This is a genomic window from Streptomyces sp. NPDC033229 (assembly GCF_055576875.1).
Window position 1 is genome coordinate 173,833 of the sequence record NZ_JBVIQR010000003.1, and the last position, 16,625, is coordinate 190,457.

Annotated in this window: 11 protein-coding genes; 6 read left to right on the forward strand and 5 right to left on the reverse strand. The window is 74.3% G+C overall.

Annotation, left to right across the window (positions count from 1 at the left end; all coding sequences use genetic code 11):
* Positions 1–80 precede the first annotated feature (80 nt).
* The 4 genes from ACZ53N_RS04285 (at position 81) to ACZ53N_RS04300 (ending at position 9,863) form a co-directional block, all read left to right on the forward strand.
* On the forward strand, positions 81–3,875 hold the full coding sequence (locus ACZ53N_RS04285; protein WP_469139447.1) for an amino acid adenylation domain-containing protein: 3,795 nt from the start codon (positions 81–83) through the stop codon (positions 3,873–3,875).
* Positions 3,872–6,490, forward strand: a complete 2,619-nt coding sequence (locus ACZ53N_RS04290) for a condensation domain-containing protein (protein WP_469139448.1) — start codon at positions 3,872–3,874, stop codon at positions 6,488–6,490. The genes ACZ53N_RS04285 and ACZ53N_RS04290 overlap by 4 nt, the downstream gene beginning before the upstream one ends.
* Before the next feature lie 429 nt (positions 6,491–6,919).
* Positions 6,920–8,293 carry a serine/threonine-protein kinase gene (locus ACZ53N_RS04295; RefSeq protein ID WP_469139449.1) on the forward strand — a complete coding sequence of 458 codons (1,374 nt, stop codon included), beginning with the start codon at positions 6,920–6,922 and terminating at the stop codon, positions 8,291–8,293.
* Positions 8,294–8,414: 121 nt separating this feature from the next.
* Entirely contained in the window at positions 8,415–9,863 is a 1,449-nt protein-coding gene (locus ACZ53N_RS04300) for a DUF6777 domain-containing protein (protein WP_469139450.1), read from the forward strand.
* Positions 9,864–9,984: 121 nt separating this feature from the next.
* Here the strand turns inward: ACZ53N_RS04300 and ACZ53N_RS04305 are convergent, their stop codons facing one another.
* The 4 genes from ACZ53N_RS04305 to ACZ53N_RS04320 form a co-directional block, all read right to left on the reverse strand.
* Positions 9,985–11,181: a ferritin-like domain-containing protein gene (locus ACZ53N_RS04305; RefSeq protein ID WP_469139451.1), complete on the reverse strand. Its 1,197-nt coding sequence runs from the start codon at positions 11,179–11,181 to the stop codon at positions 9,985–9,987.
* Entirely contained in the window at positions 11,178–13,082 is a 1,905-nt protein-coding gene (locus ACZ53N_RS04310) for a GMC family oxidoreductase (protein ID WP_469139452.1), read from the reverse strand. Before ACZ53N_RS04310 ends, ACZ53N_RS04305 begins: the two co-directional genes overlap by 4 nt.
* Positions 13,079–13,603: a hypothetical protein gene (locus ACZ53N_RS04315; RefSeq protein ID WP_469139453.1), complete on the reverse strand. Its 525-nt coding sequence runs from the start codon at positions 13,601–13,603 to the stop codon at positions 13,079–13,081. Before ACZ53N_RS04315 ends, ACZ53N_RS04310 begins: the two co-directional genes overlap by 4 nt.
* A gap of 130 nt (positions 13,604–13,733) precedes the next feature.
* On the reverse strand, positions 13,734–14,318 hold the full coding sequence (locus tag ACZ53N_RS04320) for a TetR/AcrR family transcriptional regulator (protein WP_469139454.1): 585 nt from the start codon (positions 14,316–14,318) through the stop codon (positions 13,734–13,736).
* A gap of 97 nt (positions 14,319–14,415) precedes the next feature.
* Here ACZ53N_RS04320 and ACZ53N_RS04325 point away from each other — a divergent pair, with 97 nt between their 5' ends.
* Entirely contained in the window at positions 14,416–14,835 is a 420-nt protein-coding gene (locus tag ACZ53N_RS04325; protein ID WP_469139455.1) for a nuclear transport factor 2 family protein, read from the forward strand.
* Between the two features lie 16 nt (positions 14,836–14,851).
* Here the strand turns inward: ACZ53N_RS04325 and ACZ53N_RS04330 are convergent, their stop codons facing one another.
* Positions 14,852–15,445 (reverse strand): cupin domain-containing protein, encoded by a 594-nt coding sequence (locus ACZ53N_RS04330; RefSeq protein WP_469139456.1) that lies wholly within the window; start codon positions 15,443–15,445, stop codon positions 14,852–14,854.
* Positions 15,446–15,739: 294 nt separating this feature from the next.
* Here ACZ53N_RS04330 and ACZ53N_RS04335 point away from each other — a divergent pair, with 294 nt between their 5' ends.
* Positions 15,740–16,624: an AraC family transcriptional regulator gene (locus ACZ53N_RS04335; RefSeq protein WP_469139457.1), complete on the forward strand. Its 885-nt coding sequence runs from the start codon at positions 15,740–15,742 to the stop codon at positions 16,622–16,624.
* The last annotated feature ends 1 nt before the right edge of the window (position 16,625 follow it).

Genomic DNA, 16,625 nt, shown 5'->3' on the forward strand with positions numbered 1-16,625 from the left:
CCCCCGCCCCTCTCGCATCGCGCGCGTCCCGCGCCCTGTTCGCGGCCCGCGCGACCCCTTCGACTTCGTCAAGAGGAATCATGACCACTACAGCGAACACGTCCCGCCCGGACGCACCGGACGGCGGACCGCGCCTCAGCGTCGCCCATGGCCCGGCCGCCCCGGCGGACGGCTGGGACGTCCTGGCCCGGTTCGAGCACTGGGCCCGCCATGAGGCGTCGGCGACCGCCGTCGAGGACGGGGAACTGAGCTGGACCTACGCCGAGCTGGACGCCCTGGCCGAGCGGGTCGCCGACGCGCTGCGCCCCCGGGTGCGCCCCGGTGATCTGGTCGGGGTGTGCCTGGACCGCTCCGCGGCCCTGGCCGCGACGGCCGTCGCCCTCGCCCGGCTCGGCGCCGTCTACCTCCCCCTCGGGCCGCGCCCCGGCGACCGGCGGCTCGCCGCCGTGACGGGCGGGCTCCGGGTGACCGCACTCGTCGGGGCACTTGAGGTGCTGCCCGAGGGGTATCCCGCCGGTGAGCGGCTGCCGCTGCCCCTGCCCGTCGCCGGTGCCAACGCGGCGGAGGCCGTCGCCGCGTTCGCCCCGCGCGACCGGGCAACAGGGACGGCCGCGCCCGAGGGCGCCTTCTACGCCGTGCTCACCTCGGGGTCGACGGGGACCCCCAAGGCGGTCGCGGTGGACAGCGCCGCGCTCGCCGCCCGGCTGCGCTGGTATCTCGACCGCGTCGGCGCCCGCCCGGGCGACCGGCACAGCCTGCTGGTGGGGGTCTCCTTCGACCCGCACGTCCTGGAGCTGTGGGCCGCCCTGTGCTCCGGCGGCGCGCTGAGCGTCGCGCCGGACGAGGTGCGCTGGGACCCGGAGGCCCTCACCGACTGGTGGCGGCGGGCGGCGGTGACGGTGGCGATCCTGCCGACACCGCTCGCGGAGACCGTGTTCGAGCGGCCGTGGCCGCGGCTTCCCGCGCTGCGTCACCTCTCGGTCGGCGGCGACCGGATGCGCCGCCGCCCGGCGGCGGACGTCACCGCCCTGGTGGACAACGCGTACGGCCCCGCGGAGGCGACCGTCCTCGCCACCGCGCATGCCCTGAACCCGGCGGACGCGGCGGACGGCGACGGCACGGACGGAGCGGACGCCGGGGCGCCGCCGCCCATCGGGCTGCCGCTGGACGGAACGGTCGTCGGTGTCACCGACGCCTCCGGGCACCTCGTGCCCCGGGGTGAGCCCGGTGAACTGCTCCTCGGCGGCGCCGGGTTGGCGATCGGCTACCTGGACGAGGAACTGACGGCCCGCCGCTTCGTGGCCCCGCCGACGGGGATGACCGGGACCGGGCGGGTCTACCGCACCGGCGACCGGGTGCGGATGCGGGCCGACGGCGTGCTGGAGTTCCTCGGCCGCCTGGACGACCAGGTCAAGGTGCGCGGGGTGCGTATCGAACCGGCCGAGGTGGAGGCGGCGTTGGAGCACGACCCGCGGGTCCGGCGAGCGGTCGTCGCGGCAACGACCGGCGCCGACGGCGCGGTTCGGCTGATCGCGTACGTCCTGCCCCAACCGGGCGGGCGGGCGCCGGCCGGGGCGGAGTTGCTGGCGGCCGTGCGCGGCTGGCTGCCCGAGCAGGCGGTACCGGCGGCGGTCCGGTACGTCGACGCCTTCCCCCTCGACGCCAACGGCAAGGTCGACCGCGCCGCCCTGCCCGCCGGGGAGGCGCCGCGGGAGACGGCTCCCGCGCACGCTGCGGCGTCCGGTTCGCAGGAGTCGGTGCTGCGGCTGTGCCGCACGCTGCTCGACCGGCCGGACCTCGGCCCGGGGGACAACTTCATCGGCAGCGGCGGTGACTCCCTCGCCGCCGCGCGGCTGCTGGCCGCCCTGGAGGAGGAGTGCGGCGTGCGGCTGCGGGCACCGGAAGTGCTGCGGCAGCCCGATCTGCGCAGCCTGGCCGCGCTGCTGGACAGCAAGCGGACGGACACCCCCGAGCAGCCGGCGCCCCCGGCGGACTCGGCGCCGGTGGCTGCGACCGTGCCCCCGGCGGCTGCCGCGGCGGACCCGGCCGACGGCGGTGTGCTCGGCCGGGTGGCCGCCCATGCCGAGGCGTCACCGCGGGCCCTCGCCGTCCTGGACGGCGATCTGACGCTGACGTACGGCGAATTGACTGCCGCCGCCCGGCGGCTGGCCAACGTGCTGCGCGCCCGGGGCGTGCGGACCGGCACCCCGGTCGGGCTGCTGATGCCGCACTCGGTGGGCGTCGTCGTCGCCCAGCTCGCCGTCTGGTGGGCGGGCGGCCACTACGTCCCCCTCGACCCCGCGTATCCCCGGCAGCGTACGGACGCGATGCTGGCCGACGCCGGGGTCACGCTGACGCTGGGCGAGAAGGACCTGCTGGAGGCGGCGGGCATACCGGCGGGGCAGGGGCTCGCCCTGTCCTCGGCCGGGATCGCCGACACGGGTGCGCGGTGGCCGGACGAGGACCTCCCGGCACCGCACCGCCCCTACGACCCCGACGCCGTGGCGTACGTGATGTACACCTCGGGTTCGACGGGCCGCCCCAAGGGCGTGGCGATCACCCACCGCGGGGTGGCCGGGCTGACCGTCGCACCGGACTTCGTGACGGTCACCCCCCGGGACCGGGTGCTGTTCCACTCGGCGCAGACCTTCGACGCGTCTCCCTTCGAGGTCTGGGTCGCGCTGGCGAACGGTGCGGCGGTGGCCGTCTCCACCGCCGACCGGCACTCGCTGGAGGGGCTGGCCCGGGACGTGGAGCGGCTGGGCGTCACCGTCGCCATGCTCACCACCGCGTTCTTCCACCACCTGGCCGACCGCCGGTCGTCGGTCTTCGACGTGCTGCGCGGCGTGCTCGTCGGCGGCGAGGCGATATCGGCCCGGCACGCGCGCGGCGTGCTGCGCTCGCATCCGTGGCTGGAGCTGGTCCACGGGTACGGGCCGACCGAGGCCACGACCTTCGCCACCACCCACCGGGTACGGGACGCCGACTGCGACGGCCCGCCGCCGATCGGCCGCCCGGTCGCCGGGACCACGGTGCACGTCCTCGACGAGCACGGCGCCCCGGTGCCCGCGGGCACCCGCGGGGAGCTGTGGCTGGGCGGCCCCCGGCTCGCCCGCGGCTATCTCGGCCGGCCCGACCTCACCGCGGAACGCTTCGTCGACCATCCGTCCGCGGGGCGGATCTACCGCACCGGTGACCTCGTGTCGGCCCGTCCGGACGGTGTGCTGGACTTCCACGGCCGCACCGACGACCAGTTCAAGATCCGTGGCTTCCGGGTCGAGCCCGGCGAGATCGAGCACGCGCTGCGGACCCACCCGCGCGTCGCGGACGCGGCCGTCACCGTGCTGCGGCCCACACCGGAGGACGCGCGGCTCGTCGCCTTCGTCGTTCCCGTCGACGGCGGACACCTCACGGTCGCCGCGCTCCGCGCCCACCTGGCCGAGCGGCTGCCCGCGCACCTGCTGCCCAACGGCTGGTCCGTGGTGGACGACCTGCCGCTGACCGCCACCGGCAAGGTCGACCGCCGCGCGCTGGCCGAACAGCCGGTGCCCGGCATTCCGCAGCCCGCGGCGGCCGGACAGGCCCCGGACGCGCGGCCGGCGCTGTCCCCGATCCAGCAGACCGTGGCCGAGGCGTGGGCCCGGGCGCTGGACCGCCCGGTCGACGCCCCCGACGCCGACTTCTTCGACCTCGGCGGCCATTCCCTGCTGGCCCTCGGCATCGTGGACGACGTGCGGGAGGACGTCGGCGTCGAGCTGTCGCTCGCCGAGTTCTTCGCGGCGCCCACGGTGGCGGGCCAGGCCGCGCTGATCGAGGAAGCGCTCCTCGGCCGTTTCGGAGCGGACGTCGACACCGATGGCCAGGAGGGCCGATGACCGCCGTCCCCGATGCCGCGCGCCAGGAGGCGCTGCTCCGCCTCGCCCGGCAACGCGGGCGGACCGCCGCCGCGGGCCGGGCGCCCGCGCCGGCCGGCCGGGCCGCGGGCCCGGCGCCGCTCTCGCACGCCCAGCACCGGATGTGGCTGATGGACCGGCTCGGCCAGGGCGGCGCCCTGTACAACGTGCCGTTCGCGACCCGGGTGCGCGGGCCCCTCGACCTGGACGCCCTCGCCGCGGCCGTCACCGGACTGGTGCGCCGCCACGAGGTGCTGCGCACCCGGTACGGACACGCCGACGGCGAGCCGTACCAGGAGGTGATGGCGGCCGGACCGGTGCCGGTACGGGTCGTGGACGCCACCGGCGACGGCGCCGGTGAGCTGTCCGTCGAGGCGGCGCGTCCGTTCGACCTGGACGCCGGGCCGCTGCCGCGTGTGCTCTGTGTGCGGCACGCGCCGGAGGACCACACGGTTCTGCTGACGTTCCATCACATCGCGGTGGACGGCGGCTCCCTCGACCTGATCACCCGTGAACTCGACGCCCGGTACCGGTCGGTCGTGGAGGGCCGGGCCTGGGAGCCGGACACCGAAGCGCCGCGGTACGCCGACTTCGCCCGCCGGGAGCGCGCGGAGTCGGCCGCGACGCTCGACACCGGGCCGGCGTACTGGGCGGAGCGGCTCGCGGGCGCCCGGCCCGTGCCCCTGCCCCGGGTCACGGCACCCGCCGGCGGCCGCGGCGAGGGCCGCGTCCTCACCGCGCCCCTGACGCCGCGCACCCTCGAAGGGCTGCGCGGGGTGGGCCGGGACCGCAAGGCCACGCTGTTCACCGTGGTACTCGCGGGTGCGTTCGCGACGCTGCTGGAGACGACCGGCGGCGAGGACCTCGTCATCGGGTGCGCGAGCAGCCACCGTGACCGGGCCGGGTGGCGCGATCTCGTCGGCCTGTGCGTCAACACCCTGGCGATCCGCACGGACCTGTCCGGCGCGCGGGACTTCGGTGAGCTGCTGTCGCGGGTACGGGACGACCTGCTCGAAGCACACCGTCACCGCCACGTCCCGTTCGACCTGGTTGTCGACCGGCTCGGCGCGGCGGCCCGGGACGGCGACGGCAATCCGCTGGTGGGCGTCACCGCCGACGTCCTGCCGAAGCCGTCGGGGCTGCGCCTCGCCCGTACCGAGTGCGAGCCCGTCGACATCGACCTGGGGACGGCCAAGTTCGGCCTCGGCTTCTACGTCGCGGAGGCCACGGACCGTACCGGGCCGCGCGCCCTGGTGCAGTACGACCGGGGGCGGCTCGACGAGGAGACCGCGCGGGGGCTGCTGGACGCCTTCGCCGCGCTCCTGACGGAGGTGGCGTCGGACCCCGGGCGGCCGCTGTCGCGCGGGACGGCCGGTTGCGCGGACCACCGCGTGGCCGGGCTCCCCACCGCGCCGCTCGGCGAGCGGGGTGAAGTCGTCAGGACGGTGTTCGGCGAGCTGTTGGGCGAGGACCCCGGCCCCGACGGCGACTTCTTCTTCCTGGGCGGGCACTCCCTGCTCGCCGTCCGCGTCGCGGAGCGGCTGCGGGAACGGCTCCGCCTGCCGCTGACGGGACTGGACGTCCTGGAGCACCGCACCCCGCGCGCGCTCGCCGCGCTGCTGGACGAGCGGGCGGAACAGCGGAAGCGGACGGCCACGGCCGCCTCCGGCGGGGCCGTGCGCCGGGGTCCCGCCAGGCCCGGCACGGTCCTGGTCACGGGCGGCACCGGGGGCGTCGGGGCCTTCGTCCTGCGGGAGTTGGCGGCCCGGGGACGGCCGGTGCGCGCGCTGGTGCGGCCGGAGTCGGCGCACCTGGTGGCGGGCGACGGGATCGAGGTGGCCGAGGGCGATCTCGCGGACCCGCAGAGCCTGCGGGACGCGGTCACGGGCGTGGACGCGGTGATCCACTCCGCATGCACGTTCACCTCGCCCGAGGTGGACGTCGCGGCGATGCGCGCGCTGCTGGACGGCTGGCGTCAGGGTTCGTTCGTCTTCGTCAGCAGCGTGGACGCGTACGGCAGGCCGCCGGTGGTGGAGGTCACCGAGGACACGCCGTCCGCCGAACCGCTCACCGCGTACGGGCGGGCCAAGCTCGACTGCGAGCGGATGCTGTGGGAGGCGGCGGGCACCGGCGGACGCGGCGGGGCGACCGCGGTGCGCGCGCCGCTGGTGTGGGGGCCCCACCCCCGGTTGCGCGACCAGTTGAGGTGGGGCGCGACGGGGGCGCTGTTCCAGGCCGCCCGGGCCGGGGAACCGGTCGTGCTGCCCGCGGCGGGGGCCGTGCCGGCGTCCGGCGACCCCTGGTCCGGGGCACCGTGGGTGCACGCGGCCGCCCTGGCGCGCGCCCTGGTGACCTGCGCCGAACGACCCGCGCACGGCATGGTGAACGCCATCGGTGGCCATGTCGGCTGGGAGGAGTTCGCGACCGAACTGAACCGGCTGCTCGGCAGCACCGGCGGGATCCGCCCGGCGGCCGGGACGGCCTCCGCGCCCTTGCTCCACCGCCACCGCTACCGCGCGGAGGCCCTCGCGGAGGAGCTGGTCGAACGGCCGGGCGAGGACTGGCGCTCGGTGATCGCGGCGATGCTGGACCGCTGACGCGCGCCAACGATCCAGGGGGGCGGCGGTGCCGGGACCGCCACCCCCAGGCGTCTCCGCTTTTGAGAACATTTTGCGCAGCCCCTTGCGGGAGCGGAGCAATTCCTTCCCGAATAAACTCCCTTGAGGGGGACGCCCCGAGGAATCAGTACCGCGGAACGATGCATTCCCTTAGTCGGCCGTAAAGGAAGTCCGACCAGGGGCGAAAAGACCGGCGGGTAACTTTCCGGGGAGGCACGGGAGATCTACCCACAGAGGGCCAAATCCCCTGGTCACACGGGGACTGGACAGACAGTGTCGGGAGGGGCGCAAGGGAATTCGGCGAAATTCCCGAAGGCGGGAACGATATCGACGGTCCCGCCGTCTGAGGGAGTGTGCCCGAATGCGCGCGGCTCGGGGTGCCGTGCGCGCGGGAAGGGGGCGTATGGCATGGACGAGGCGCGAAGTCCATTGCTGGCCGGACGTTACCGGATCGTCGAACGGCTCGGCAGTGGCGGCATGGGAGTGGTGTGGCGTGCCGTCGACGAACTGCTCGACCGTGAGGTCGCGGCGAAGGAGGTCCGGGCACCGGAGCACATGCGCGAGGCGGACGTCCGGCTGCTGTACGCGCGGCTGAAGCAGGAGGCCCGGGCGGCCGCCCGGATCAGCCACCCGTACGTGATCACGGTGCACGACGTGGTCGAGCAGCAGGGCCGGCCCTGGATCGTCATGGAGCTGGTGCGCGGCAAGTCGCTGGCCGATGTGCTGGAGGAGGAAGGAGTGCTCCAGCCCAAGGAGGCCGCCAGGATCGGGTCGATGGTGCTCCAGGCGCTGCGCAGCGCGCACGCGGCCGGGGTGCTGCACCGCGACGTCAAGCCCGCCAACGTCCTGATCGAGGAGAGCGGCCGGGTCGTGCTGACCGACTTCGGCATCGCCGTGGTCGAGGGTTCGGGCACCCTCACCCACACCGGCGATATCGTCGGCTCCCCCGACTTCCTCGCCCCCGAGCGGGCGATGGGCCGGCGTCCCGGCACTCCGTCGGACCTGTGGTCGCTGGGCACGACCCTGTACGCGGCGATCGAGGGACTGTCGCCGTTCCGCCGCACCTCGGCGCTGAGCACGCTGCAGGCGGTGGTGCAGGACGAGGCGCCCACGCCGCGGCGGGCCGGCCCGCTCACTCCGCTGCTCGAAGGGCTGCTCCGCAAGGACCCGCAGGACCGGATGGGCGCGGTGGAGGCACAGCGGCTCCTGGACTCCGTCGCGGCCGGGCGGCTCAGCGAGCCACCGGGCTGGGCACGTTCGGACACCGGGGAGTACGTCCGTACGGCCGTCGCCGCACCCTCCCCGGCGCCGGTGCCGCGGCCCGCCCCGTCACCCGTGCCGTCGCCCGCCCCCGGGCCTGCCGTGCGTTACTACTCGCCCGTGCCGCCCGTGCCCCACCCCGGCGGGGTCTTCGGGCCGCCCACCCCGCAGCAGCCCGAGCGGCCGTTTCCCGACCCCCAGCGCCCGAGCCCCCCTGTCCGGCGCCGGAAGGCGATGGTGGTCCTCGGTCCGGTGCTGGCGTTCCTGCTCGCCGGCGGAGCGGCCACCGCCGCCGTGATCGCCACCCGTGACGACGGCGGCACACCGTCGGGCGGCACCGGTGGTGCGGTCAGCGAGACGCACCGGCCGTCGGACGGCGCGTCGGGGGCCCAGCCGCGGCCGTCCACGACGCCCGGCCCGAAGGAGACGCCCGCGGCCGCCGAACCGACTGCCGAGCCGACGCCGGACCCGGGCACGACGTGCGCGGCCGGCGGCTGGGTCGCGACCTGCGGATACGGCTGAGGGAAGGCGGGGTGGGACGCGCGAGGGTCACGCGTGGCGAGGTGTGCGAGGGGCTCCGGTGACGGGGTCCTGGGGAATCACTGATCACCGACATCACAGACCGGCTTTCGGGGGTACGCACATGCGGCTGGGGTCCTTTCCGTACGGAGTCACCGAGCGCGAGGCGGGCGGGCCGGACATCCGGCGTGCCCGCAGGCACAAACGGCTGCTGAGCGCCGTCGCGCTGCTGGCCGTGCCCGCCCTGATCGGGGGAACCGGCACCCTGGGGTGCACGGGCCCCCAGAAGAAGAAGGCGGCCGAGCTCGCCCTGGAGGCCGTGGGAGTGATCGGCTCCGCCCCGTTCCTCACCGGCGCGGGCACGGACCTCAAGGGGGTCGACTCCGCCCGCCGTGGCGGCGAGCTGGCCGGTGACAGCCGCGGCGCGTTCGGCGGCACCCGTAACGTCGCGCACTGCGACAAGGCGGCCCTCGTCAAGGAGCTCACCCGGGACAGCGTCAAGGCGAAGGCCTGGAGCTCGGCACGCGACATCGACCCCCGGGACATCGCCGCGCACATCGACCAGCTGACGCCCGTGGTCCTGCTCCACGACACCCTGGTCAAGAACCACAACTACAAGGGCAACGGCGAGATATCCGAATATCTGTCGGTCCTCCAGGCGGGCGTCGCGGTGCTCGTCGACTCCTACGCGCGGCCGGCCGTCAAGTGCAACTGCGGAAACCCGCTGCGGCAGCCGGAGACCAACGTCGATTACAAGGCGTCCTCGTACACGGGCAAGCGCTGGGAAGGCTTCGCCTACGTCCAGATCACGGTCATCAAGGAACGGCCCAAGAAGAAGGGGCCGCTGACGTCGGTCCCGCTCGTCGATCCCTACGCGCCGACCAAGGGCTTCGACCGCAGCGCCGGTTCCGACGGTTCGAAGGACTCCCAGCCGTTCCCCGTGCCCACCCCGTCCGCCCTGCTTCCCACGCCCACCGGCAGCGGCAGCGGCACTCCGTCGCCGGAATCGGACAGGCCCTCCTCACCGGCGCCGTCCGCTTCCACGCCGGAGTCGGGAACGCCCTCCTCACCGCCGGACTCGGGAACGCCGGGCTCAGGGACGCCGAGCAAGGGAACGCCGTCTCGGGGAACGTCGCCCAAGCCGCCGACCGGCACCGGGCCGTCGTCGGTCCGCCCGCCGACGGCCTCGAAGCCTTCGAAGGCCACCACGGTGGCGCCGACGGCACCGACCGTGCCGTCCGCCCGCAGCAAGCCGCCGTCCTCGGCGTCCTCGTCCCTGCCGAGCGCGGGCAGGCAGCCCGCCACGGGCCGGGTGCCGACAGCCGACGGCCAGGACCGGCCGCCGCCGATTCCCCCGCGGAACACCGGGCAGGCCCCGCCGGCGAACAAGCCGGTCGACCCGCCGACGTACAAGCCGACGTACAAGCCGGTGGACCCGCCCAAGCCTCCGCCGCAGTCGGCCGCCAGGCCCCCGGCCGACCGGCAGCAACCACCCGCGCAACATCCCACCGCGGACAGGCAGCTGCCGCCCGCGCCCCGCACCCCGCCCAGGGCCGAGCCGCCGAGCACGTGAGCGGCCTGCCACGGTCAACGATTCCGTTCGAGCCGTCTCCCGCCGGTCGAGGCCGAGATGGGCGCCGACGCCCGAGGGCGGGCCGCCTCCTCCGGGAGACGTCCCGCCCGCTGTCGTGCCCTCAGCCCGGCAGGGCGGTGGCGCCGGGGGCCCCGGACAGCCGGTCGCGCGCGAGGGTGAAGTGCCGGTCGGTGATCTCGTAGGTGGCACAGGCGTGCAGGCCCAGGGCGCGCTTGGCCGGGTCGGGGTGCGGGTTGCGGTACAGGGCCTCGGCGAGGTCGCGCAGCTCCAGCATGACGGGCACGGCCGCCCCCAGCACCGCCGGGTCCTCGGTGTAGCCGCGTTCGAGGACGACGAGCAGCCGCGCGTACACCTCGTTGAAGTGGTCGGCGGCCCGGCGCACGGCGCTGCCGGGCGGGTAGTGCGCCACTTTCGCCTCGGGGTCGATGGGGTAGGTGTCCTGCCAGGCGACGTCCATCGCCGGGCCGGTCGGCCCGGAGCGCGGGGTGTCGTGCGGGCCGTAACCGCGCTCCTGACGGATCTCGTTGAACCGGAAGTAGTGCGCGACCTCGCGGACCTCGCCGAAGAGCCGGTCGTCGGTGTCGTGGATGCCCCCGGCCGCGCCCTCGCCCTGCTCGGTGATGACGCGCAGGGCCTTGAGGGCGGACGCCAGGTCCGTGACCGCGAAGACCTCGCCGCCGGAGTTGTAGAAGTCCTTCGGGCCGACCTGGCGCGCGGGGTCGCCGCGGAAGAGCTCCGCCTCGCCGAGCTTCCTCGACAGACGGATCACCCCTTCCCGGATGGTGTTGTAGAACTGGCCGATGGAGGTCCAGCCGTCGTCGTCCGCCACCGAAGGGTGACCGGGCGGCTCGGCAACGTACTCCGGCCGCTCGATGTGCAGGAAGGTGTCCAGCGCCTTCGTCCCGAAGTGCCGCAGCGCGATGGGGACCTTGTCCCGGCTGAAGGGCAGTCGGGCGGGATAGCCGGTGACGAACCGCGAGTTCGCCACCAGGGGGGTGCCGCCCGTCGCGTTCAGGAGGTTGGCGACCAGCGTCATGTGCAGCATTTCCTCGAGCACGACGGCCCGGACGGCGAAGTGCGCGGGCCGGTTGGTGCCGGGCGGCAGTGTGTACATGGCCGTCAGATAGGGCGGGATGGTGAGGTGTTCGAGGGTCAGTGCGGCCTGGAGGAACAGATGCAGTTCCGCGCGGTCGCGGGGCACCCGGAACGGCGGTTCCTCGACCACCGCGAGGTCGGCGGAGATGTCGGTGTGCCGGGCGGGGCCGGTCTGCCCGGTCAGCGGGCCGGTGGCCGTCATGGGCGTCCCTCCGGGACGGGGGCGGTACGGACGGTCAGGGGCCGGCGCAGCTCGCTCAGCTCCCGGTGGATCCGCTCGCTGCTGCGCAGGGCCAGGGCGGCCATGGTCAGCGAGGGGTTGGCGGTGCCGACCGAGGGCATGCTGCCGCAGCCGACGGCGTAGAGGCCCGGGTGGTCCCAGCAGCGCTGCCACTGGTCGACCACGGACGTCTCGCGCGAGGCGCCCATCACATGGGTGCCGGCGCCGTGTCCCGCGCCCTGGTAGACGAAGTCGCGGCCCTCGAAGCGGAAGTGGCCGGGGGCGAAGGGCCCGGGACCGTACGCGGTGTGGTCCTCGGCGTCGAGCAGCCCGAAGATCTGGTCGGAGACGGCCTTCGCCGCCGCCATGCCGCGCTTGACGCGGTCTGAGAGGTCGTAGGTGACGACGGGGCGCGGATTGCCCAGGAGGTCGCGGTGGAGCGGGTCGACGGTGACCCGGTTCCGGCTCTCGGCCTCCTGCTCCATCTCGAACTGCAGGGTGAACTGGCGGCCGATGCCCCGGCCGAGCGCGTCGCGCAGCGCGGCGCCGAACAGCCCTCGCCCGCGCGGTGCCGCCGGGTCGCCGCCCATGCCGAGCAGCCGGGCCACGTCGGCGCCGGGTGAACCCGTGGGCCAGCTCCACCCCCAGTTGGCGATCACGATACGGAAGGGCGCGCGGGTCCGCCGACCGGCTCCGGTGCGGAAGCCCTCCAGGCCGGACGTCGACCCGGGGCCGCGGAACGGCCCGACGGGGTGGTTCATCAGCCCCCAGGTGAGCAGCACCGGGTGGTCCATCAGGTTGCGCCCCACCTGGTCGCTGCGGGTGGCCAGGTGGGAGACGAGCAGCAGCTTGGCGTTCTCGATGGCGTGCGCGGCCAGGACGACGACGTCGGCCTCCGCGGTGCGGGTGACGCTCGCGGGGGCGGCGGGGTCGTCGTACTCCTGGTATTCGACGCCCCGGGCCCGGCCGTTGGTCGTGGTGAGGACGCGGCTCACCACGGCGCGGGTGACGAGGGTGACGTCACGGCTCCAGGCGGCCTGGGTCTTGAGGGGGGTGTATTTCGCCTGGGCCGGGCAGATCGGCGTGCAGGAGGCGTTGCCCACGCAGCGCTCACCGTAGTTGGGCAGTCCGGCCGCGCCGACCGGGCGGTAGCCGCGGCCGCCGTCGTAGTGCTCGTGGGGCGTGCTGTTGCGGGCGTGCGGGGTGGTGACGACGCGCAGTGTGGTGTGCGGGGAGCCCGGCTTCTCCTGGACGGCGTGACCGTCGAGCCGGGCCGCCAGGACGTTGTCGAGGTAGCTGCGGGGGATCTCCCGCATCGGGTAGACGTAGCCTTCGGGGAACGGCAGGCCGATGGCGTCGGCCTGCTCGATCGCGTCCCCGGCGACGCCCAACTCCCGCTCGGCCGCGCGGTAGTGGGCCTCCAGGTCGTCGTAGCCGATCGGCCAGTCCCGTCCGTAGCCGTAACGGCTGCGGATGGCGAAGTCGTCCGGGTGCATGCGGGGCGTCAGTCCCAGCCAGTGCAGACCGGTGCCGCCGGCGGCGCGCAGATAGTCCGAGTTGTAGGGCAGGGCTCCGCGCTGGACGAGGTAGCCCTGGGCCCGGTAGCCGCCGCCGGGCAGGCCGCCCACATGGAGGACGTCGGGGGACGGGGCGACGGCGTTGGGCCGGTAGGGCGAGTTGGGCACCTTGGCCACGGCGGACGCGAAGGTGTTCAGCGCGTCGAGATGGCCGGGCCAGGTGTCCAGGGTGCCGGTGCCCGCCTCCAGGACGAGTACGCGCCACCCCTGGTCCCCCAGGCGCTTGGCGACCAGGCTGCCGGCCATCCCGGCGCCCACCACGATCACGTCGTACCGGCGGCGGCCGGAAGGTGACGGGCTGTTCACGCGACGCCTCCCGTGCCGTGGGCCGGGCGATCGGGCCGGGCGAGGGGCGGGGCACCGGGCGGCGGATCGGCCCAGGTGGCGAAGCCGGGGGCCTTCGCGCCCGGCGGGTGTCCGTGGAAGGTCCGCCAGACCAGGCCCTCCGGGTAGGCCTCGGGGGCGGCCGTGAAGGCGACGTTGGCCTTCTCCCGGCCGAGCGCGCGGTGCACGGACCGGGCGAGTGCGGGCCACACGCCCAGGTACCACAGATGGGTGACGGCACGGGCGATCTCGCGGGAGGTCTCGTCGACGAGCCGGTCCGGGTCTCCGCCGGCCGCCGCCATGTCGTCGATGAAGCGGCCGACGCCCTCGCGCCCCACTTGGTCGACCGTGGTGTCGTGGTACAGCTGGGCCATTCCGGTGCCATACAGGTCGAACGCCGTGAAACCGGTGAGGCGTTCGGAGATGTCGATGAACCCCGCCACGGGCGGGGGCACTTCGACGGACTCGTCTTCCAGTGCCGTTCGATCGAGTTCGGGAATCATGCGTGACCACCCCTCCAAGGGACTGCCCGCACATTCTTACCGAAGAGTTCATAGCGGGAGAAGAGGGGTGAACGTCCTTTATCCGGAAGGAGATTGGCGGAATGGATGATTCTGGACAGTCACCTCCGCCTCAGGGTCGCGGGCGGGTCACCGCCGCCTCCAGCAGGACGCGCGCGGCCTCCTTGGCCCGGATCGCCGGCTCGGCATCACCGGAGATCGCGGCCGTCACGATGGCCCCCTCCGCGAGCAGGGCGAGCTGGTCCGCCAGCGCGACGGGGGCGTCCGCCCCGGTCACCAGGTCGGTGAGATACCGCCGGAAGGCGTCCTTGTGGGCGCGGGCGACCGCCGCCACCGCCTCCGACCCGGCACCCAGCTCCCCGAAGGAGTTCACAAAGGCGCAGCCGCGGAAATCGGGTTCCTCGAACCACTGGTGGAGCCAGTCGAAGACGGCCAGGATCCGCTCGGCCCCGGCGGGCCGGGCATCGGCGTAGCGTGCCAGCGCGTCCCGCCAGCGGGTGTCACGCCGCCGCAGATAGGCCTCGACCAGCGAATCCTTCGACGGATAGAGCTGGTAGAGGCGCTTGAGGGAGACACCTGACGCGGCACGGATCGCGTCCATGCCCACTGCTTGGAGCCCTTGCCCGTAAAAGAGGGTCCCGGCCGCGTCCAGCACCCGGGCCTCCGGCGTCGCCGCTTCCCTTGCCGTGGTGTCCATAACCGCTCCCACCTCGCGTCTTGCCCGAGAACCATCGTTCTCCTAGGCTACCGGACAGCTGAGAGAACGATCGTTCTCCGCGTGGAAGGGAAGAGTTATGTCCGAGCAGAGGCCGCCGCTCCCGCCGTTCACCGCCGAGTCCGCCCTGCGGAAGGTCCAGGCCGCCGAGGACGCCTGGAACAGCCGCGATCCCGAGCGCGTCGCCCTCGCCTACACCGAGGACTCCGAATGGCGCAATCGCGAGGTGTTCCTCAACGGCCGGGCGGAGATCGTGGAGTTCCTGCGCGCCAAGTGGGAGCGCGAGCACGGCTACCGCCTGCGCAAGGAACTGTGGGCGTACGGCGACGACCGCATCGCCGTGCGCTTCGCGTACGAGTGGCACGACGGCGAGGGCCAGTGGTGGCGCAGCTACGGCAACGAGAACTGGGAGTTCGACGAGAACGGTCTGATGCGGCGCCGCTACGCAAGCATCAACGATGTGCCGATCGCCGAGGACGAACGGCACATCGCCGTCTGACCGGCTCGCCGACGGATCAGGCCAGGACGGCGGGGGCGGCGGCGGGCTCGGGAGCCGCGGCGGGAGGGGCGGCGACAGGGGAGGCAGCGGTCAGGGGGGTGAGCTGCTCGATGTCGTAACGCTTGCGCAGCGCGGCGATGGCGTCCTGGTCGATGACCGGGCCCGAGTTGAGGATCTCGAAGAGTTCCTCGAAATAGCGCTCGTGGTCCGGCGGGGGCGAGGCCTGGAAGAACATCCGCGCGGGGTCGGACGTCGGGTTGGCGAACGCGTGGGGGCAGCCGGGCGGCACAACGATGAGCGTGCCCGCCGTGGCCCGCACACAGCGCTCCCCGCTCGGGGACTCCCACTCCCGCCAATTGCGGACCGTCCGGACGCGGGGCTCGAAGGCGAGGACGTCGAGCTCGCCTTCGAGCACGTAGAACAGCTCCTCGCTGCGGGTGTGCAGATGCGCGCCGACGTCGAAGCCCGGGGGCACGACGACCTCGAAGCTGGAGGCCGCCCGCGAGTGCTCCCCCGTCACCTTGAACGTCACCTGCTGGGCCGCCGTGACGAGAGTGCGTCCCGCGCCCGGCGGGACGATGAGGCCGTCCGGAGAGCTGGTGAGAGTCATCGTGCACGGCCTTTCGGGATGTCCACGAGGCGAGCGGATTCGATCGTCGTCATCGGCGTGCACTCCTCGTCATGAGGCGGACGCGGGCGAGGCGCGGCGGGGGACCCGCGTTCGGGCGCTCTCCCGGGACATGATCCCCGACTCCGGCCGACGGCCACAGGACGAGCCCGGAAAATCACCCGTCCAGGGCACGGATTCGAAAAGGAACCCTCCGGTTCTGTGTACGGAGGGGGTGCGGCGGGCACGGCGCCGGATCCTCTCAATCCCGTCTCACGGCACGTCTAAAGTGACGGCATGGACGCCTTGGGGGATCTGTTGCGTGGGGTACGGGCCGACGGCGCCCTGTTCGGCCGGTGGACCGTGACGGCACCGTGGTCATTGCGCTTCGCGGACGGGGCTCCGCTGACCCTGTGCACACTGGTGCGGGGGACGGGGTGGCTCGTACCGGCGGAGGGCGAGCCGCGACTGCTGCGGCGCGGCGACACCGCGCTCGTGCGCGGGCCCGCGCCGTTCACCTTCGTGGACGCGCTCGCGGCCGCACCCGCGGGTCCCGCCGGCCGGAGCGCCGAACTGGTCTCCGGTGCCTACCGCTCGGAGTCCGACATCGGCCGACGCCTGACCGGTGCGCTGCCCCAGGTGCTGATCGTCCCCGACGAGGGCGAGCCGGAGGGCTGCGGCGTGCTCCACGAGTTCATCGCGGCCGAGGCCGCCGCCGACAAGCCGGGGCAGCAGTTCGTCCTCGACCGGCTGATGGACTGGATGCTGGTGTGCACGCTGCGGGCGTGGTTCGAGCGCCCCGAGGCCTGTCCGCCCGCGTGGTACCGCGCGCTCGGCGACCCGGTGGTCGGCGCGGCGCTGCGCGCGATGCACGACGCGCCGGCCCGGCCCTGGACCGTCGCCGCGCTGGCCGCCGGGGCGGGGGTCTCCCGGGCATCCCTGGCCAAGCGGTTCACCGAGCTGGTCGGCCGGCCGCCGTTGGCGTATCTGACGGGGTGGCGGATGACGCTCGCCGCCGAACTACTGGCCGAGCCGGAGGCGACCGTCGCCGGGGTGGCGCGGCGGGTGGGGTACGCGGACGGGTTCGCCTTCAGCGCGGCCTTCAAGCGGGAACGCGGCCTCAGCCCGAGCGCGCACCGCGCCGGCCGGGCCGGGGCGGACCACGAACGGGTCGGCGTCTGAG